The following is a 17,751-nucleotide window of genomic DNA, read 5'->3' on the forward strand; positions in this document are numbered from 1 at the left end:
CCAGGATGAGCGTCGATGCGATCATGCACACCGAGTTCCCCGCCGGATACACGGTCTTCTTCGGCACCGACGGGAAGGTGATCATGACCCCGCAGAGCTTCGAGCGCTCCAGCACGATCAAGTCGATGCAGATCGACTCGCTCGCTCTCGGGCGCCACGCGAAGACCGCTTCCGATGTCTACATCGACTTCCCGGCCGACGAGAATTCCGCCCCGGACTTCGCCATCCTGCGCGAGGACGCCCAGCGGCAGGGAACGCGCTACAGCTTCGAGGACGTGCTGCTGATCGCGGAGGTGGTGTCGGTCTCCTCGGCACGCAAGGACTACGACGACTGCACCACCAAGTACGGCCGCTACGGCATCCCGGTCTACGTGATCGTCGACCCGTACGCCGCGGAGGTCCGCGTCCACACCGAGCCCACTGGAACCGGCTACATCACCACGCGCACGCAACGGTACGGCACGGGCAAGCTCCCGCTGGAGCTCGCCGACGGACGCACCTTCACTCTCGACCTCGATGAGCTGCCGCGCCCCGAGCCGGAAGGCAACTGGCGGCGTGACGAAGTGAGTTGAGGTCCGCTGTCACCTCGGCGGCGACTTCCTCCGGTGGCTGTCCGATGTCCCGGGCCAGGCCCCGTTCCGGTTTCGCCGCTCCGGTGGGCCGCTCCTGCCGGGCGGGTGAGGGAGGTGTGCCGCGGGCGCGGTACCTTCGGCCCTGTGCGGGGCGTCTGCCGCGTACGGGCGACAAGGAGTGAGCACCGTGAGCGACTACGTGCGGCCGGCTCCCGAAGGAGCGGATCCCTTCGGGACCGCCCGGCTGCGGCGCGGGGTGCTCGACGCCTGGGCGGCGAGCCCGGCGCGCTTCCGCGAGGACGCCAACGCCGAGGAGGACCTCGCGCTCGGCGGCTACCGCGACCGCCTCGTCGTCGAGCTGGCGCAGAACGCGGCGGACGCCGCCGCCCGCGCGAAGGTCCCCGGCAGACTGCGGCTGACCCTGCGCGGAAAGGTCCTGGCGGCCGCCAACACCGGTGCCCCGCTGGACGCCGCGGGCGCCGAGTCGCTGTCCACGCTGCGCGCCTCCGCCAAGCGCGAGGAGGGCGACGCCGCCGGGCACACCGTGGGCCGCTTCGGCGTCGGCTTCGCCGCCGTGCTCGCCGTCACCGACGAGCCCGCCGTCCTCGGCCGCCACGGCGGCGTCCGCTGGTCCCTCGCCGAGGCCCGCGCCCTCGCCGCGGAGACCGCCGGGTCCAGCCCCGGCCTCGCCGACGAGCTGCGCCGCCGGGACGGCCATCTCCCGCTGCTGCGGCTGCCGTTCGCGGCCGAGGCCAGCGCCCCCGAGCCGTACGACACCGTGGTCGTCCTGCCGCTGCGCGACGCCGCGGCCGAGGACCTGGTGACCCGCCTCCTCGACGGTGTGGACGACGCGCTGCTGCTCACGCTGCCCGGCCTCGACGAGGTGGTCGTCGAGACCGAGGAGGGCGTCCGCGTCCTCAGCCGCACCGCGGTCGTCCCGGCACCCCTCGCCGAACCGGCCGTATCCGTCGGCCAGTCGGGCATCGGGGCCGCCCGACAGGACTTCTCCACGGACCAGTTGCGGGCCGGGGACGCCGAAGCGACGGCGGCCGCAGGGCAGTCGACCACCCCCGTACTCGGCTCCCCCACCGACGTCACCCTCTCCGACACCCGCGACGGTACGAGCCGCTGGCGCTGTGTGAGCCACGGCGGGCCGCTCGCCGCCGAGCTGCTCGCGGACCGTCCGGTCGAGGAACGGCTGCGCCCGTACTGGTCGTTGACCTGGGCCGTGCCGCTCGACGAGGAGGGCGCCCCGCTGCGCCCGCGGACCGCGCCGGTGGTGCATGCCCCGACCCCCAGCGACGAACCCCTGGGCGTACCCGCCCTGTTGATCGCCTCGCTGCCGCTGGACCCGAGCCGGCGGCACGCCGCTCCCGGACCGCTCACCGACTTCCTCGTCGAGCGGGCGGCCGAGGCCTACACCGCGCTCCTCGCCGCCTGGCGCCCGGTCGGCGAAGGGCTCATCGGCCTGGTGCCGGGCCCGCTCGGCGAGGGCGCCCTCGACGGGGCGCTCCGGCAGCAAATTCTGGACGCCCTCCCGCGTACCGCCTTCCTGCCGCCCGCCCTCGAAGGCGGCGCCGCGGTGGGGGAGGACCGGCGAGCCGCCGGGTCCGCGAGGACCGAGGCCCCGGCGGGCGCGCTGCCCGACTGGGACCTCGCCGCGCTCGCCGAGCAGGAGGCCGCGCCCTCGGCCCTGGAGTCGCCGGTGGCGCTGCGGCCGCGGGACGCCGAGGTGGTGGAGGGCGCGGGCGCCGAGACCGTCCGGGTCCTCGCCGAGGTGCTGCCGAATCTGCTGCCCGGGGGCCTGGAGCGCCGCAGCGAGCTGCGCGCCCTCGGGGTGCGCCGGGTGCCGCTGACCGAGGCGATCGACCGGCTCACCGGCATCGAACGCGAAGCCTCCTGGTGGTGGCGGCTCTACGACAGCCTCGCCGGGGTCGACCCGGACCGGCTCAGCGGCCTCCCGGTCCCCCTCGCGGGCGGCACCGGCCGCACCGCCCTCGGGCCGCGGCACGTCCTGCTGCCGGGCACCGGCGACCTGGCCGGGAGCGGGCCGGGCACGGCCGAGGAGGCGGTCACCGCGGAGGGTGCTGTCACCCCCGAGGCGCTGGCCCGGCTCGGGCTCAAGGTGGCCCACCCCGAGGCGGCGCACCCCCTCCTGGAGAAGCTCGGCGCGCTGCCCGCATCACCGCGCGCCGTCCTGACCACCCCTCAGGTACGGGCCGCGGTCGCCGCCTCCCTCGACGACGACGGCTGGCAACTCGCCGAAACCCAGGGCGAGGAGGCGCTCGGCGCCGAGGAACTCGCCGCTCTCGTCCTGGAGTTGGTCCGCGCCGCCGGTCTGGAACCGGGCGAGGAGCCCTGGCTCGGCGCGCTGGCGCTGCCCGACGAGGACGGCGAACTCTCCCCGGCGGGCGAACTCGTCCTGCCCGGGAGCCCCTTCGCCCGCGTGATGCGCGAGGGCGAACTCGCCCTGGTGGACGCGGACTGGGCCGCCCGCTGGGGCGAACAGCCCCTTGCGGGCGTCGGCGTGCTCGCCGGCTTCGCCCTGGTACGCGCCACCGACGTGGTGCTCGACCCGGACGAACTCGACCCCAGGGAAGGCGACTTCGCCGAACCCGACGACGCCGGACTGCTGGACGCGGTGGACGTCTGGTGCGAGGACGTCCTCGACCGGCTGCCCGAGACCCCGCTGCCCCCGGTCGCCACCGAACTGCTCGCCGTACGCGACCTGGAGGTCGTCGACGACGACCGCTGGCCCGAGGCACTGGCCCAGCTCTCCCGGCCGCCGCTGCGGGACGCCCTGATCCAGCAGGTGCGGGTGCTGCTGCCGGACGGCGGCACCCGGACGGTGCGCTCCTACACGGCCTGGTGGCTGCGCGGGCACCCGGTGCTCGACGGCCGCCGCCCCGCCGGTCTGCGCGCGGCCGGCTCGGACCCGCTGCTCGCCGGTCTCTACGACTCCGCGGACGCCACCGGCTTCGACGACGAGCAGGTCCTGCGCGCCCTCGGGGTACGCACCTCGGTCACCGCCCTGCTCGACGAACCCGGCGGCGCCGCCGAACTCCTGGACCGCCTCGCCGACCCGGACCGCGAGGTCACCGCCGCCCAACTGCACGCCGTCTACAGCCTGCTGGCCGAGCTGGACCCGGCGGAGGTGACCCTGCCGGAGGAGCTGCGCGCGGTACGGGACGGCGAGGTCCTGGTGCTCGACGCCGGGTCGGCCGTGGTCGCCGACACCCCCGACCTGCTTCCGCTGGCCGCCGGGCGCCCCCTGCTGCCGGTCCGCCCCGACCGGGCCGCCGCCCTCGCCGAACTCCTCCAGGTACGCCGCCTCAGCGAGACCGCCGGGGGCGCGGTGACCGGGGACGGCGTGGTGCATCCGGTGCCCGGACCGGTACGCATCCTGCTCGGCCCCGGCACCCCCGAGACGTACACCGAGTACGAGGAACTTTACGTGGACGGCGTCGAGTTCGACTGGCGGCGCACCCCCGACGGCACCGTGCACGCGGCCACCGTGGAAGGCGTCGCCGCTGGTCTGGCCTGGGCCGCGGGGCAGTGGCCGCGCCGCTTCGAGGTGGCCGCGCTGCTCGAAGACCCCTCCCGTACCGAGGAGTTGGCGCGGGACCGGTGGTTCGACTGAGGGGCGGGGCCCCGGCGGCGGGCCGGTAGGCCGCTCGGGGCGGGAACTCGGGCGCATCTCCAGTCGTCCCTCACTGTGCCCCGCTGACGGCACGAAGGAGGACCACGGATGTCGAGCGGCCTCCCGTCCCCGCTTCCGCCCGCCCTCACCCCGCCCGGGCGCGCCCCGCGCGGGACCGGGGTGCGGCGCGCCTTCCGGTCCCGCAAGGCGCTGTCGGGGCTGACCCAGTGGGTGATCGACTGGGGCGTGCTGATCCTGGTCGTGGTGGCGGCGGTGTGGGTCGCCGCGGGCTTCGCCTGGGGGTGGGCCCCCGCGTACCGGGTCTTCACCCTGATCGAGTCACCGGTCCACGGCCTCCCGTGGGCCGCCTCGGTTATCGGCTGGCTGCTCGTCCCCGCGATCATCGGTGGCGTGGCCGGTCATGTGATCGCCACCCGGATCCGCAGCGTCAAGGAGATCTCGCCCAACAACCTCTTCAAGAAGCGCACTTGGGCGGACCGGCGCCGACTCCCCTCCCTGATCACGAAGTTGGGCGCGCTCTTCCACAAGTCGGAGCAGCAGCAGTTCCTGGACGCCTATGTGCGCATCGCCCACCGCGGCGACTGGCCGGAGGCGCAGGACCACTGGGAGATCGTGGTACGCGACGCCCTGTGCACCGCGGAGTTCGCCGATCTGGACCGCACGGAGGCGCTGCGGCTCGCGGAGAGCCTCTGCCGCGAGCTGGCCTGGCTCCTCGCGCTCAGCGGACGCTGCCTGGTCTGCGAGGCCCGGCACACCCCGCCCGCCACCACTCCCTGAGCCTTCCGGCGCCGAGCCTTCGGGCCGCCGCCGGTCCCCAACTGCCCCCAGGAGCAAGGCATGCAGACACGCAGCGCCGTGGAGATAGCCCGGTCCGCGCTGGCCAAGGCCTCGCCCGGGGCCAGTGACGCGGCCCTGGACGAGGCCGCCCGGCTGCTCGTGCGCTGGGGCCTGGAGGGGCACGGGGCCTCGCTCGACCTGCCCCGCGCCCTGCTCATGGTGACCGACCTGGAGGAGGTCATGGCGGCCCGGATCGAGGTCGCCCCCGAACACGCGGGGCTCCGCCGGGAGGTCCGCGGCCTGCGGCGGCCCTGGCGCCGCCCGTCGTCCGCGGCACCCGGCGGCTTCACCTCCGCGGAACCCGGCGAGGGCATCGGCACCGACGACCCGGACGAGTGATCCGCGCCGGAGGCCGGTTGCCGGCAGCCGGGGCTAGCCCTCCTCCACCACCGCGAACACCCCGCGTACGCCCGTCCCGTCCGGCAGTTGCCACCCCGCGAAGAGGCGGCCCAGGGCGGGCGCCGCCTCCTCGGGGGCGCCGTCGGGCAGCGGGGTCAGGGCGCGGTGCAGCCGGGGGGTGAGGGGTGCCGTCGCCGGGCCGGTGTAGTGGGCCCGGACGGTGGGGTCCGGGGTGTCGCTCTCGCTCTGGGCCTGCGGTGCGGACTTGCCGAGGAAGAGGGCGCCCAACTCCCGTACGAGCACCGGGTCGTGGGCACCGTCGTAGACCCAGCGGCGGCCGAGGACGCCGTGCTCGGCGGTGCCGAGGAGGGCGTCCGCCGCCTCCTCGAGCGGGGCGGCGCGGTAGGTGAGCGGCACCAGATAGCTGCGCGGCTCCGCCTCGGGGCCCTCGGTCACCACCATGAACTCGATGCCGACCTCGCCCGCCGGGTCGTCCAGGCGGAAGCCGCCCGCCTTGGCGGGGCGCGGGCCGCCTTCCGGCTCCTGGTACCAGGGCTGGGCGGGGAGCCAGGAGGCGAGGAGTTCGAGTTTGGTCGGGGTCAGGGTGGTGCGGTGGATGACTGCCATGCGGGTTCCCCTCGGTCGGCCGCGCGTGCGGTGGACTGCCGCCGCGTACTCTGCCATTCTCCGCGGACGGGCCCGGCGGCGAGCGGGGCGCGGGCGGTCAGGAGACGGCCGTGTGCAGCGCGTCCGCGAGCGCGGCGGGGGCCGAGAGCATCGGCCAGTGCCCGGTGGGCAGGTCGAAGCGCCGCCAGGGTGCCGTATTGAGGTGGGCCAGCATCGGCACTCCGCTGTCCAGCAGGCCCTGGAAGTCCCGGCAGGCGACCAGGACGCGGTCCACCCCGGGAGCGGGCTCGACCGGTCCGCCGAGGCGCTGGGTGTAGGTGCCGAACGGCTGCGGAGTGGCCCGCGCGTACAGCGCCGCGCGCTGGTCCTCGTCGAGGCCGTCGACGCTGCCGGACCGGCTCAGTTCCGCGAAGGGCGGCATCGGCAGCCGGCCGTCGCCCCGGGCGGCGACCCGCTCCCGCAGCTCCTGTGCCGCCTCGGAGGGCACCAGGTCCAGCATCCGCATGCCGAGGGCGAAGGGCGCGCTGTCCAGGTAGGCCACGCGCTCCAGCCGGTCGCCGAGCCGCCCGGCCGCCCCGGTGACGGGGGCCGCCGCGTAGCTGTGCGCGACCAGGGTGACCTCCCGGAGGCCGCGCTCCTCGACGAAGCCGGTGAGGTCCGCGATGTGGGTGTCCAGGTCCGTCCGGGGACCGCCCTCCTCGGCGCGCTCGGCCAGCCCGGTCAGGGTCAGCGGCAGCGCCGTGTGGCCGCGCTCCCGAAGAGCGCGGGCGGTGTCCTCCCAGACCCACGCCCCGAGCCAGGCACCGGGAACGAGTACGAAGGTGGCCATCGGATCTCCTTGAAGAGGTGTGAGTAGTCGGTGTGAGTAGTCGGTGTGAGTAGTCAGTGTGAGTCGGTGTGAGTTGGTGCGAGTCAGTGTGGGTCGGTATGGGGCAGTCTGCGGCGGGCCGAAGCGAGCAGAAGCGATCCGGAGTGATCCAGGGCGGTCCGGATCGAGCCGGAGCGATCCCGAGTGATCCGAAGCGGGCCGGAGATGAGCACCTGCCCGGAGCGTAGAGTCGATACAGGACAGAATCGGTCCTGTATCGCCCCGCATCGGCTCATGAATCGGCGAGTCTTCCGTGTCGCATCCCCTGACCCGTGTGCTGACCCTGCTCGAACTGCTCCAGTCGCACGCCGGACTCACCGGGACGGAGCTGGCGGCCCGCCTCGACACCGATGTCCGTACGGTCCGCCGGTACGTCGCCCACCTGCGCGAGCTGGGCATCCCGGTCGAGGCCGGGCGCGGCCGCCACGGCGGCTACCGGCTGGCCCGCGGCTACCGGATGCCGCCCCTGATGCTCACCGGCGACGAGGCGCTCGCCGTCGTCCTCGGCCTCCTCGCCGCCGAACGCCTCGGGATGGGGACGACCGTGCCGGCCGGTGCGGGCGCCCGGGCCAAGATCGAGCGGGTGCTGCCGCTGGCGCTGCGGGAACCGCTCGCCGCCATGCGGGAGTCGCTGTCCTTCACCGCCGGTGCCGTCAGCGGGCAGGCGCCCGAGAGCGGCGTCCTGCTGGCGCTGGCCCAGGCCTGCGCCGCCCGCACCACCGTCGGCATCGGCCACCGCTCGTGGCGGCAGGAGGAGACCGTCCGCGAACTCGACCCCTACGGCGTGGTCTTCCACACCGGCCGCTGGTACGTCCTCGGCTACGACCATCTCCGCGAGGCCCGGCGCACCTTCCGTATCGACCGCGTCACCGCCGTCACCCCCCGCCCGCGCGGCTTCACCGTCCCCGAGGACTTCGACCCCGTCGCCCAGCTGGCCGCGACGCTCGCCGAGGCGCCCTACCGCTGGCAGGTCGAGGTGACGGTCCACGGCCCCCTGGACGAGATCGCCCGGCTGCTGCCGGGCACGGCCGTCACCCTCACCGCGCTGCCGTCCGGGGGTGTCCTGCTGCGGGCGCGGGCGGAGCGCCTCGACGGCACGGCCCGCCTGCTCGCCTCGCTGGAGTGGCCCTTCACCGTGCACCACCCCGACGAACTGCGCTGCGCGCTACGGGACTTGGCCGCCCGGCTCACCGCGGCGGCCGAACCCCCGCCGGAGAATTCCTAGTTGACGGGCCCGGCGGCTAACTGCCGGACACCGCCGCCTGGTCGGCGGGGAACTTCCGCCCCGCCCACACCCACACCGGTTCGAGCAGCGCCGCGGCCGCCACGGCGATGCCGACCGCGGTCCAGGGCATCGTGGAGCCCACCAGCCGCAGCGCGAAGAACTCCTGGAGCCAGGGCACCACGAGCACCACGAGGAAGCCCGCGCCCATCGTGGCCACCAGCAGGATCCGCCACCAGGTGTAGGGGCGGGCGATGATCGCGAGCACCCACAGCGAGATCAGGAAGAGGGTCAGGGTCGCCGCGCTGGTCTCGGCGTCCAGCGCGCCGGGCCCCGTGTAGTGGGCGCGGGCGAGCAGATAGGTGGCGAAGGTGGCGGCGCCCGCGAGGACCCCGGCGGGCAGGGCGTAGCGCATCACCCGGCGTACGAAGTGCGGCCTGGCGCGTTCCTTGTTGGGGGCGAGCGCGAGGAAGAACGCGGGCACCCCGATGGCCAGGGTGGACAGCAGGGTCAAGTGCCGCGGCAGGAAGGGGTATTCGACCTGGCAGCAGGCGACGAGCACGGCGAGCAGCACCGAGTAGACCGTCTTCACCAGGAAGAGGGTGGCGACCCGGGTGATGTTGCCGATGACCCGGCGGCCCTCGGCGACCACCGAGGGCAGCGTGGCGAAGCTGTTGTTCAGGAGCACGATCTGCGCGACGGCCCGGGTGGCCTCGGAGCCCGCGCCCATGGCGACCCCGATGTCGGCGTCCTTCAGGGCGAGTACGTCGTTGACCCCGTCCCCGGTCATGGCCACCGTGTGCCCGCGCGAGCGGAGGGCGCCGACCATGGACCGCTTCTGCTGCGGGCTGACCCGGCCGAAGACCGCGTGCGCGTCCACCGCCTCGGCGAACTCCGCCCGCTTCTCCTCCTGTTCGGGCAGGTGGCGCGCGTCCACGGTCCCCTCGGCGCCCGGCAGCCGGAGCTTGGCCGCGACGGCGCCGACGGAGACCGCGTTGTCGCCGGAGACCACCTTCACCTCGACGTCCTGCGCGGCGAAGTAGCCGAGGGTGTCCGCCGCGTCGGGGCGCAGCCGCTGCTCCAGGACGACGAGCGCGGCCGGTTCCGCGTCCTGGGCGGCCCCCGGCTGCTCCAGTCCGCGGCGGCCGCGGGCGAGCAGCAGGACCCGCAGGCCCTCGGCGTTCAGCTCCTCGATGCCGGTGAGGACCGGGTCGCCCGCGGGCAGCAGCACATCGGGGGCGCCGAGCAGCCAGTCGGCGGCGCGGCCGTCCGGGTCCTCGATCCGGCCGCCGCTGTACTTGCGGGCCGAGGAGAACGGCAGCGGCAGCGTGCAGCGCCAGCCGGGCGCCGCGGGGAAGGCCGCGACGATCGCCCGGAGGCTGGCGTTGGGCCGCGGGTCGCTCGTCCCGAGGGCGCCGAGGACCCGCCGTACGGTCTCCTCCGTGTCGGGGGCCGGTCCTCCCGGCACTCCCGCCCCGAAGGAGCCGTCCGGCAGCAGGCGCAGTTCGGTGACGTCCATGCCGCCCTCGGTGAGGGTGCCGGTCTTGTCCAGGCAGACCACGTCGACTCGGGCCAGGCCCTCGATCGCGGGCAGCTCCTGCACCAGGCACTGCTTGCGGCCGAGGCGGATCACCCCGATCGCGAAGGCCAGCGAGGTCAGCAGGACCAGGCCCTCCGGCACCATCGGGACGATGCCGCCGATGGTGCGGGCGGCGGCGTCCCGGGCGCTGTCGTGCTCCAGGAACATCTGGCTGACGATCAGCGCGGCCGCGGTCGGGACCATCATCCAGGTCACGTACTTGAGGATGGTGGAGACCCCGCTGCGCAGCTCGGAGTGGACCAGGGTGAAGCGGGAGGCCTCCTCGGCGAGCTGCGCCGCGTACGCCTCGCGGCCGACCTTGGTGGCGGTGAAGGCGCCGCTGCCCGCGACCACGAAGCTGCCCGACATCAGCGGGTCCCCGGGGCGTTTGACCACCGGGTCCGCCTCGCCGGTGAGCAGCGACTCGTCGATCTCCAGGCCCTCGGCCTCCGCGCAGACGCCGTCCACCGGGATCTTGTCGCCGGGGCCGGTCTCGATCAGGTCCCCGAGCACGATCCGGGAGGTCTGGACTTCCTGGGACCGCCCGTCCCTGCGCACCACGGGGCGGGTCTCGCCGACCAGGGCGAGCGAGTCGAGGGTCCGCTTGGCGCGCAGCTCCTGGACGATGCCGATACCGGTGTTGGCGAGGATGACGAAGCCGAACAGCGAGTCCTGGACCGGGGCGACCACCAGGGTGATCACCCACAGCACGCCGATGATCGCGTTGAAGCGGGTGAAGATGTTGCCGCGGACGATGTCGGCGGCCGAGCGGCTGCTGCGCACCGGCACGTCGTTGACCTCGCCGCGCGCCACCCGCCGCGCCACCTCGGCGCTGCTCAGCCCCGGCGCCCGCTCCTGGGCCCCGGCGGGTGCGCTCCCGCCCGGCCCGGAGTCCGTCCCCGCGCCGCTCCCCGCGGGCCGGTCCGGGGATCCGTGGTCGTCGGCGCCGGTCCGCGCCCGCTGCGTCATGGTTTCGACGGTACGGGGAACCGCCGCGCTCCACTGCCCGGGCACCCGAAGATCAGACCTGGGGAGGAGCGCCTCGCGGGGCGGGCCCAACCGTGGGGGTAGCGGGGTGGAACCGCCGGGGGTGCGGGTGTCCACCCCCGGTCGTAGGGGACGGGACCAGGAGCCGCCGGGCGGGCCGGGCGCCGCTGGGTGGGCCGGGTGCTGCCGGGCGGGCTAGGAGCCGCTCGCCTCCGCGTCCTCGCCGCCCGCCGCCGAGGAGCGGGCGATCGCCGCCTCGCGCCTGCGGACGTACCAGATGCCGAAGAGGCCGAGCCCGCCGCCGGCCAGGCAGGTCCACAGCCACCACAGGTGCCCGTGGTCGTCGAACCAGCCGTAGAAGGGGAGTTGCACCAGGAAGAGCACGAACCAGATGACCGTGCCGCCCGTGACGGTGCCGACGACCGGTCCCTCCAGGGGTTCCGGTGCCTCGCGGAGCGGGGTGCTGCGGCCAGGGGATCGGGTCATGCGGACAGCTTACGAGGCGGGTGCGCGGGGCCGGGCGCCAGGCGGGGGGCCGGGGCGGGAGCGCGGGCCCGGCTGTCAGGCGGTGGGGCGCAGGTGCCGCCGCGCCCACTCCTCGAAGCCGGTCAGCGGGATGCCCAGCTCCCTCGCGTACCGCGGGCGGCCCGGCTGAGCGGCGGTGTTCAGCCACTCGTGGCGGGCGCCCATCGCCGGCATCCCGGCGGCGAGCGCCTCCTGTTCGGTCATGTCCGGCGCGGACAGCGGCCTGCCGAGGACGCGGGAGAGGACCTCGGCGATCTCCGTCATCGAGAGGTGGTCGCTCGCCAGCTCCAGCTCGACCCCGTCGAACCGCTCCGGCTCGGTGAAGGCCGCGGTGGCCGCCGCACCGATGTCCGCCACCGCGACCAGCGACAGCCGGGTCCCGGGGTCCAGGACGCTCACCAGTCCGCCCTCGACCCCGCGCGGGAAGAGGAAGGCCATGGACGGCAGGAAGTTCTCCATGAAGAAGCCCGGCTTGAGCAGCGTCCAGTGGGGGAACCCGGCCGCGCGGACCCGGTCCTGGATCGCGGTCTTGGCGCCCAGGGTCGGTTCCATATCGGCCCAGCGCCCCTCGGCCCAGCCGGGCACCTCGGTGTGCTGCCCGGCGCCGGTGACCGAGGTGTGCACGAACTGCGGCACCCCGGCGGCCTTCGCGCCCTCCACGAGGTTGACGCCCTGGGCCACCTCCCCCTCGAAGTCGAAGCCGTCCGCGCCGGCGGCGGGCATCTGCACGGAGAAGACGGCACGGGCGCCCTCGGCGGCCCGGACCACGGAATCGCGGTCGTGGAGATCGCCGGTGACCAGCTCGGCGCCGAGCGCCCGGACGGCCCGGGCGCGCTCGCCGGCCGGGTCCCGCACCAGCGCGCGGACGGGCACGCCCGCCGCCAGCAGCGCGCGGGCCGTGGCCCCGCCCTGCCTGCCGGTGGCGCCGGTGACCAGGACGGGTGCGCTCGCGGGCATGGCACTTGCGGACATAGGGGCTCCTCGGGGTGGGTGGGCAAGAAACGGCGGGCCCCGCCGTTTCTGCTCCGGTACGATATGGCGGGCCCCGCCGTTTAGCAATCCCGGTCAGCGGTCCCGTCGGTGGTCCCGTCGGTGACGCGGTCGGCAATCCCGGAGGTGACGCAGTGCCCGAGCGGCAGCGTTCGGACGCCCGGCGCAACTACCGGCGCATCCTCGCCGTGGCCGAGGAGGAGGTGGCCGCGCGGGGTGCCGGTGCCTCCCTGGAGCAGATCGCCCGTACCGCGGGGGTCGGCTCGGCGACCGTGCGCCGGCACTTCCCCACCCGCCGCGCACTCCTGGAGGCGGTCTCCCGGACGCGGATCGAGGCCCTGTGCGCCCGCGCCCGGGACCTGACCGGCCGGGACGACAGCCGGGCCGCGCTCCTGGAGTGGCTGGACGAGGTCCTCGCCTACTCCGTCTCCGCCCGGGGGCTGGCGTCCGCCCTTGCCTACGACGGCCCGGTGCGCGAGAACAGCTGCGCGGCGGTGCTGGAGGAGGCGGGGGATCCGCTGCTGCGCCGCGCGGTACGGGACGGCGCGGTGGCGGCAGGGGTCACCGTCGCCGACCTGATCACCCTGATCGTCGGCATCGTCCTGGCCACGGAGGAGCACCCCGACCCCGCCGCCCGGGCGGACCGGCTGTTCCGGCTGGCCGTGGCGGGGCTGGAGTCCGCGGAGCTGGGTGAGGGGGAAGGGGTGGGCGAAGGGCCGGGGCGGCAAGCGGCTGGGCGGGAGCAGGAGCAGGAGCAGGAGCATGAGCATGAGCAAGGGCTGAGCTGAGGGCCCGTACGACCGGCGGGGCGGTCGGGGCGGCCGGGGCGGCGGAGTGGGGGACTGTCCGCGTACCGCCGTCGGCCCCACGCGGGTCTACGCGCGGAGATTTCCCTTGCGGTATCCATGTATTCATACTGAATCCCGTTCGACCTGGCCGGTTCTCATCGGAGGTTCCCCCAAAGGCCCCCGCGCCGCGCACCCTCCCGGACCGGTCGACGGCCCCTGGCGGCCGGGTCGAGCCGCCCCCGCCGCAGCCGCACGATTCCCGAGGTCCCCCATGCCCAGCCCGGCCCCCGGCCCGGTCGACGCCCCGCAGGGCGCGTCCGTGCTGCCGCACGGTCCGCTCGACCGCTTCTTCAAGATCAGCGAACGGGGCTCGACCCTCGCCCGTGAGGTGCGCGGCGGCTTCGCCACCTTCTTCGCCATGGCGTACATCGTCGTCCTGAACCCGATCATCCTGTCCGGCGCCAAGGACATCCACGGGCACCACCTGGACAACGGCCAGCTGGTCACCGCCACCGCGCTGACCGCCGCCTTCACCACCCTCCTGATGGGCGTCATCGGCAACGTCCCGATCGCGCTCGCCGCCGGGCTCGGCGTGAACACCGTGGTCGCCCTCCAGCTCGCCCCCAGGATGAGCTGGCCGGACGCGATGGGCATGGTCGTCCTCGCGGGCTTCGTGGTGATGCTGCTGGTCGCCACCGGCCTGCGGGAGCGCGTGATGAGCGCGGTGCCGCTCGGGCTGCGCAAGGGCATCGCCATCGGCATCGGCCTGTTCATCATGCTGATCGGCCTGGTGGACGCCGGTTTCGTCTCGCGGATCCCGGACGTGGCCGAGACCACGGTGCCGCTCCAGCTCGGCGGCGACGGGCGCCTGGACGGCTGGCCGGTCCTCGTCTTCGTGCTCGGGGTGCTGCTCACCCTGGCCCTCCTGGTGCGCAAGGTGCCCGGGGCGATCCTGCTCAGCATCGTCGCGATGACCGCGGTGGCGATGATCATCGAGGCGGCCGCGGACGTGCCCTCCTGGGGCCTGACGACCCCGAAGTGGCCCGGGAACCCGGTCTCCTCCCCGGACTTCGGGCTGGTCGGCGAGGTCAGCCTGTTCGGCGGCTTCGGCAAGGTCGGCCTGCTCACCGGCACGCTCTTCGTCTTCACCGTGCTGCTCTCGTGCTTCTTCGACGCGATGGGCACGATCATGGGCATCGGCGACGAGGCCGGGCTCACCGACAAGACCGGCGGCATGCCCGGCATGAACCGGGTCCTCTTCGTCGACGGCATCGCGGTCGCCGCGGGCGGCGCCTCGTCCTCCTCGGCCACCACCTGCTTCGTGGAGTCCACCGCGGGGGTCGGCGAGGGGGCGCGCACCGGCTTCGCCAACGTCGTCACCGGCGGGCTGTTCGCGGTGGCGCTCTTCCTCACCCCGCTCGCCACGATGGTGCCCTCCCAGGCGGCCACCCCGGCCCTGCTCGCGGTCGGCTTCCTGATCCTCTCGGGCTCGATCCGCGACATCGACTGGGCGGACTGGACCATCGCCGTACCGGCCTTCGTGACGATGCTGATGATGCCGTTCACGTACTCGATCACCAACGGCATCGGGATGGGCTTCATCACCTTCACGGTGCTGCGCCTGGTGGCGGGGCGGGCCCGCGAGGTGCCGGTCGCGATGTACGTGGTCTCGGCGGTCTTCGTCTTCTACTACCTGATGCCGGCGCTCGGGCTGACCTGAGGCCGGGCGGCGGAGCCGGGGTCAACCCGCGTCCCCGGCGCCCGCCGCTGCCGTGCGCCGTCAGACGGCCTTTCCGTAGAAACGTTCCGTCTCGTCGACGGCCGCGTGGAAGCGCTCGTCGAAGTCGTCGCGGACGAGCGTGCGGACCACGTAGTCCTGCACGCTCATGCCGCGCTTGGCCGCATGTCCCTTGAGCCGGTCGAGCAGCTCGCTGTCCACCCGCAGGCTGAGCACCGTCGATCCCATGGCACAAGCCTCCCGGGGCCCCGGCGCGCGGGGCCTCGCTTTCCGCAACCGTCTCACTCGTATGAGTGAGCGGTGGGCCGGAAGGGGGTTGGGTGGCCCGGGTCACGGGAAGCGAGGTGGTACTTAGACAGAGTAATGAGTTAGGCTAAAGAACATGCCCGACCTTTCCCCTGGCCCGAGCGCAGGCCACCCCCCTCCCGGCGGGGCTCCCGCGGGTTCCGCTGTTCCCGCGGCTTCCCCCTCTCCCGAGGGGACCGCGGCGGGCGGCTTCCGTCCGGACGCCGCCGAGGACATCGCCGCGGTCAACGCCCTGCGCTCCGCCGTGATGCGGCTGTCGCGACGGCTGAAGCACCAGCGGGTGGACGAGTCGCTGAGCCCGACCGAGATGTCGGTCCTCGGCACCCTCTTCCGCTGCGGCTCGGCCACCCCCGGCGAGCTGGCGCGCAAGGAGCACGTCCAGCCGCCCTCGATGACCCGCATCGTGGCGCTCCTGGAGGCCAAGGGCCTGGTCAGACTTGAGCCGCACCCCGAGGACCGCCGCCAGAAGCTCGTCACGCAGACCGAGCAGGCCGAGGCCATGCTGGAACAGAGCCGCCGCAAGCGGAACGCCTGGCTCGCCGGACTGGCGGAGGAACTCGACGAGGACGACTGGGCGAAGATCCGCGCCGCCGCCCCCGTACTGGAGAAGCTCGCCCACCTGTGACCGAGGGCGCCGCGCGCCCGCCGACCGACCGCCCAGGAGGCCCCGCCTTGAGTACGGGATCCGGAGCAGACTCCGCCCCCGTCCCAGCCACCCACGACCCCTCGCCCGCCCGCGAGAAGAACACCTTCAGCTCGCTGAAGGTCCGCAACTACCGGCTCTTCTTCACCGGGCAGGTCATCTCCAACACCGGCACCTGGATGCAGCGCATCGCCCAGGACTGGCTGGTGCTCAGCCTCACCGGCTCCTCCGCCGCCGTGGGCATCACCACGGCGCTCCAGTTCCTGCCGATGCTGCTCTTCGGCCTGTACGGCGGCGTGCTCGTCGACCGGCTGCCCAAGCGCGCGCTGCTGCTCGTCACCCAGTCCGCGATGGGCCTGACCGGTCTCGCCCTCGCCGTGCTCACCCTCAGCGGCCATGTCCAGGTGTGGCATGTGTATCTGACCGCCTTCCTGCTCGGACTCGCCACCGTCCTGGACAACCCGGCCCGCCAGACCTTCGTCTCGGAGATGGTCGGCCCCGGCCAGCTCGCCAACGCGGTCAGCCTGAACTCGGCCAACTTCCAGTCCGCCCGGCTGATCGGCCCCGCCGTCGCGGGCGTCACCATCACCGCCGTCGGCTCGGGGTACGCCTTCCTCGCCAACGGCCTCTCCTTCCTCGCCCCGATCGCCTCCCTGCTCCTGATACGCACCGCCGAGCTGCACCCGGTGGCCCGCACCCCGCGCGGCAAGGGCCAGCTGCGCGAGGGGCTGCGCTATGTCGCGGGACGTCCCGAGCTGCTCTGGCCGATCGTCCTCATCGGGTTCATCGGCACCTTCGCCTTCAACTTCCCGATCTGGCTCTCCGCCTTCGCCGACGACGTCTTCCACGCGGGCGCCGGCACCTACGGCATGCTCAACACCCTGATGGCCGCGGGCTCCCTGGCCGGTGCCCTGCTCGCCGCCCGCCGCGGCACCAGCAGGCTGCGGCTGCTGGTCTTCGCCGCCGCGGCCTTCGGCGTTCTGGAGATCGTGACCGCGCTCGCGCCCGCCTTCTGGCTCTTCGCGGCGCTGCTCGTACCGGTCGGCATGTGCGGCCTCACGGTCAACGTCACCGCGAACTCCTCGGTCCAGATGGCCGTCGACCCCGCCATGCGCGGCCGGGTGATGAGCCTGTTCATGATGGTCTTCACCGGCGGTACGCCCTTCGGTGCCCCGCTCATCGGCTGGGTCACCGACACCTACGGCGCCCGGCTCGGCTTCGCCGCGGGCGGAGTCGTCGCCGTGCTCGCCGCCACCGCGGTCGCCTTCGCCCTCGCCAGGGCGGGCGGGCTGCGCCTGTCGGTGCGCTGGAACCGGGGCCACCCGGACGTGCGCTTCGTGCCGCGCGAGGAACTCGCGGCGGTGGCCTGAGGGGCGGCACCGGATGAGACTCTTCGCCGCCGTCCTCCCGCCGCCCGCCGCGGTGGACGAACTCGCCCGCGCCGTCGCCCGCCTGCGCGCGCTGCCGGGCGCCGAGGCGCTGCGCTGGACCGCCCGGGAGGGCTGGCACCTCACCCTCGCCTTCTACGGGGAGACCGCCGAGGAGGAGCTGCCCGCGCTCTCGGCGGGCCTCGCCCTCGCGGCGGCCGGGGAGGCGGACTTCCCGCTGGCCCTGCGCGGCGGCGGCCGCTTCGGCTCCCGCGCGCTGTGGGCCGGGGTGGCGGGCGACCTGACCGCCCTCGGCCGCCTCGCCGAGCGGTCCCGGGAGGCTGGCCCCGCCGACGCCGACCGCACCTACCGGCCCCATCTGACCCTGGCCCGCGGCCGCGGCTCCGCCGACCTGGCCCCGTACGTCTCCGTGCTCGACGCCTTCGAGGGCACCGCGTGGCGGGCCGGGGAGCTGGCCTTGGTCCGCAGCACCCTCGGGGGCGGGCCGGACGGCGCAGGACCGCCGCGGTACGAGAAGGTCGCGGGCTGGCCCCTGAGGGGCGCAGGTTAGTCTCGGGGGGTGAATCCCAAGACCCGCAACCAGATCATGGCCGGTGTGCTCGTCCTGATGTTCGTCGTGGTGGCGGTCGCCGCCGCGGCCGGGCGCTGAGCACGGGCGGCAGCAGAGCAGGCCCCTCGCCG

At 74.3% G+C, this 17,751-nt stretch carries 16 protein-coding genes; 10 read left to right on the plus strand and 6 right to left on the minus strand.

The features are described 5' to 3' along the window. Nucleotides 1-5 precede the first annotated feature (5 nt). From MID12_RS18590 to MID12_RS18605, 4 genes are all read left to right on the plus strand, one after another. Nucleotides 6-572 carry a Uma2 family endonuclease gene (locus MID12_RS18590; RefSeq protein WP_263168920.1) on the plus strand — a complete coding sequence of 189 codons (567 nt, stop codon included), beginning with the start codon at nt 6-8 and terminating at the stop codon, nt 570-572. A 187-nt stretch (nt 573-759) separates the two neighbouring features. Beyond that, nucleotides 760-4,212 (plus strand): sacsin N-terminal ATP-binding-like domain-containing protein, encoded by a 3,453-nt coding sequence (locus MID12_RS18595; protein WP_263168922.1) that lies wholly within the window; start codon nt 760-762, stop codon nt 4,210-4,212. Nucleotides 4,213-4,320: 108 nt separating this feature from the next. Next, a complete protein-coding gene (locus MID12_RS18600) occupies nt 4,321-5,010 on the plus strand; it encodes a DUF6313 family protein (protein ID WP_222106684.1) in 690 nt (229 codons plus the stop codon). 60 nt (nt 5,011-5,070) lie between these two features. Beyond that, entirely contained in the window at nt 5,071-5,409 is a 339-nt protein-coding gene (locus tag MID12_RS18605; RefSeq protein WP_263168924.1) for a hypothetical protein, read from the plus strand. 33 nt (nt 5,410-5,442) lie between these two features. On the opposite strand, the gene MID12_RS18610 is transcribed toward MID12_RS18605, so the two are convergent. Both MID12_RS18610 and MID12_RS18615 read right to left on the minus strand, forming a co-directional pair. Further along, nucleotides 5,443-6,036 (minus strand): maltokinase N-terminal cap-like domain-containing protein, encoded by a 594-nt coding sequence (locus MID12_RS18610; protein ID WP_263168927.1) that lies wholly within the window; start codon nt 6,034-6,036, stop codon nt 5,443-5,445. Between the two features lie 97 nt (nt 6,037-6,133). Further along, nucleotides 6,134-6,865, minus strand: coding sequence for an alpha/beta fold hydrolase (locus tag MID12_RS18615; RefSeq protein ID WP_263168929.1), 732 nt, complete (start codon nt 6,863-6,865; stop codon nt 6,134-6,136). Between the two features lie 292 nt (nt 6,866-7,157). Here MID12_RS18615 and MID12_RS18620 point away from each other — a divergent pair, with 292 nt between their 5' ends. Beyond that, nucleotides 7,158-8,129, plus strand: coding sequence for a helix-turn-helix transcriptional regulator (locus MID12_RS18620; protein WP_263168932.1), 972 nt, complete (start codon nt 7,158-7,160; stop codon nt 8,127-8,129). A 16-nt stretch (nt 8,130-8,145) separates the two neighbouring features. Here MID12_RS18620 and MID12_RS18625 read toward each other — a convergent pair whose 3' ends face one another. The 3 genes from MID12_RS18625 to MID12_RS18635 form a co-directional block, all read right to left on the minus strand. Further along, nucleotides 8,146-10,674, minus strand: a complete 2,529-nt coding sequence (locus tag MID12_RS18625) for a cation-translocating P-type ATPase (protein ID WP_263168934.1) — start codon at nt 10,672-10,674, stop codon at nt 8,146-8,148. Between the two features lie 213 nt (nt 10,675-10,887). Next, nucleotides 10,888-11,178 (minus strand): DUF2530 domain-containing protein, encoded by a 291-nt coding sequence (locus MID12_RS18630; RefSeq protein ID WP_040252256.1) that lies wholly within the window; start codon nt 11,176-11,178, stop codon nt 10,888-10,890. 75 nt (nt 11,179-11,253) lie between these two features. Further along, nucleotides 11,254-12,189 (minus strand): NmrA/HSCARG family protein, encoded by a 936-nt coding sequence (locus MID12_RS18635; RefSeq protein WP_411576974.1) that lies wholly within the window; start codon nt 12,187-12,189, stop codon nt 11,254-11,256. A 152-nt stretch (nt 12,190-12,341) separates the two neighbouring features. Between MID12_RS18635 and MID12_RS18640 the strand changes: the two genes are divergently transcribed. Next, a complete protein-coding gene (locus MID12_RS18640) occupies nt 12,342-12,995 on the plus strand; it encodes a TetR/AcrR family transcriptional regulator (protein ID WP_263168938.1) in 654 nt (217 codons plus the stop codon). Between the two features lie 271 nt (nt 12,996-13,266). After that, nucleotides 13,267-14,715, plus strand: a complete 1,449-nt coding sequence (locus tag MID12_RS18645; protein WP_263168940.1) for an NCS2 family permease — start codon at nt 13,267-13,269, stop codon at nt 14,713-14,715. 60 nt (nt 14,716-14,775) lie between these two features. Here MID12_RS18645 and MID12_RS18650 read toward each other — a convergent pair whose 3' ends face one another. Next, a complete protein-coding gene (locus MID12_RS18650) occupies nt 14,776-14,961 on the minus strand; it encodes a hypothetical protein (protein WP_040252261.1) in 186 nt (61 codons plus the stop codon). Between the two features lie 325 nt (nt 14,962-15,286). Between MID12_RS18650 and MID12_RS18655 the strand changes: the two genes are divergently transcribed. Genes MID12_RS18655 through thpR form a run of 3 tightly spaced genes read left to right on the plus strand, consistent with a single transcriptional unit; the run spans nt 15,287 to nt 17,620 of the window. Then, nucleotides 15,287-15,664 (plus strand): MarR family winged helix-turn-helix transcriptional regulator, encoded by a 378-nt coding sequence (locus MID12_RS18655; RefSeq protein WP_052482447.1) that lies wholly within the window; start codon nt 15,287-15,289, stop codon nt 15,662-15,664. Nucleotides 15,665-15,711: 47 nt separating this feature from the next. Continuing rightward, entirely contained in the window at nt 15,712-17,052 is a 1,341-nt protein-coding gene (locus MID12_RS18660; RefSeq protein WP_040252265.1) for an MFS transporter, read from the plus strand. A 13-nt stretch (nt 17,053-17,065) separates the two neighbouring features. Continuing rightward, the gene (gene thpR / locus MID12_RS18665; RefSeq protein ID WP_263168943.1) at nt 17,066-17,620 is read left to right on the plus strand and encodes an RNA 2',3'-cyclic phosphodiesterase; all 555 of its coding nucleotides are present in this window, start codon (nt 17,066-17,068) and stop codon (nt 17,618-17,620) included. The last annotated feature ends 131 nt before the right edge of the window (nt 17,621-17,751 follow it).

The organism is Streptomyces sp. SCSIO ZS0520, from assembly GCF_025643355.1.
Taxonomy (GTDB): Bacteria; Actinomycetota; Actinomycetes; order Streptomycetales; family Streptomycetaceae; genus Streptomyces; species Streptomyces physcomitrii.

Excerpts from the sequence above, each read along its gene's own strand:
- MID12_RS18635 (WP_411576974.1), bottom strand. The coding sequence starts at position 12,189 with ATGTCCGCAAGTGCCATGCCCGCGAGCGCACCCGTCCTGGTCACCGGC.
- MID12_RS18605 (WP_263168924.1), top strand. The coding sequence starts at position 5,071 with ATGCAGACACGCAGCGCCGTGGAGATAGCCCGGTCCGCGCTGGCCAAG.
- MID12_RS18655 (WP_052482447.1), top strand. The coding sequence starts at position 15,287 with ATGCGGCTGTCGCGACGGCTGAAGCACCAGCGGGTGGACGAGTCGCTG.
- MID12_RS18610 (WP_263168927.1), bottom strand. The coding sequence starts at position 6,036 with ATGGCAGTCATCCACCGCACCACCCTGACCCCGACCAAACTCGAACTC.
- MID12_RS18615 (WP_263168929.1), bottom strand. The coding sequence starts at position 6,865 with ATGGCCACCTTCGTACTCGTTCCCGGTGCCTGGCTCGGGGCGTGGGTC.
- MID12_RS18600 (WP_222106684.1), top strand. The coding sequence starts at position 4,321 with ATGTCGAGCGGCCTCCCGTCCCCGCTTCCGCCCGCCCTCACCCCGCCC.
- MID12_RS18645 (WP_263168940.1), top strand. The coding sequence starts at position 13,267 with ATGCCCAGCCCGGCCCCCGGCCCGGTCGACGCCCCGCAGGGCGCGTCC.
- MID12_RS18630 (WP_040252256.1), bottom strand. The coding sequence starts at position 11,178 with ATGACCCGATCCCCTGGCCGCAGCACCCCGCTCCGCGAGGCACCGGAA.
- thpR (WP_263168943.1), top strand. The coding sequence starts at position 17,066 with ATGAGACTCTTCGCCGCCGTCCTCCCGCCGCCCGCCGCGGTGGACGAA.
- MID12_RS18590 (WP_263168920.1), top strand. The coding sequence starts at position 6 with ATGAGCGTCGATGCGATCATGCACACCGAGTTCCCCGCCGGATACACG.
- MID12_RS18625 (WP_263168934.1), bottom strand. The coding sequence starts at position 10,674 with ATGACGCAGCGGGCGCGGACCGGCGCCGACGACCACGGATCCCCGGAC.
- MID12_RS18650 (WP_040252261.1), bottom strand. The coding sequence starts at position 14,961 with ATGGGATCGACGGTGCTCAGCCTGCGGGTGGACAGCGAGCTGCTCGAC.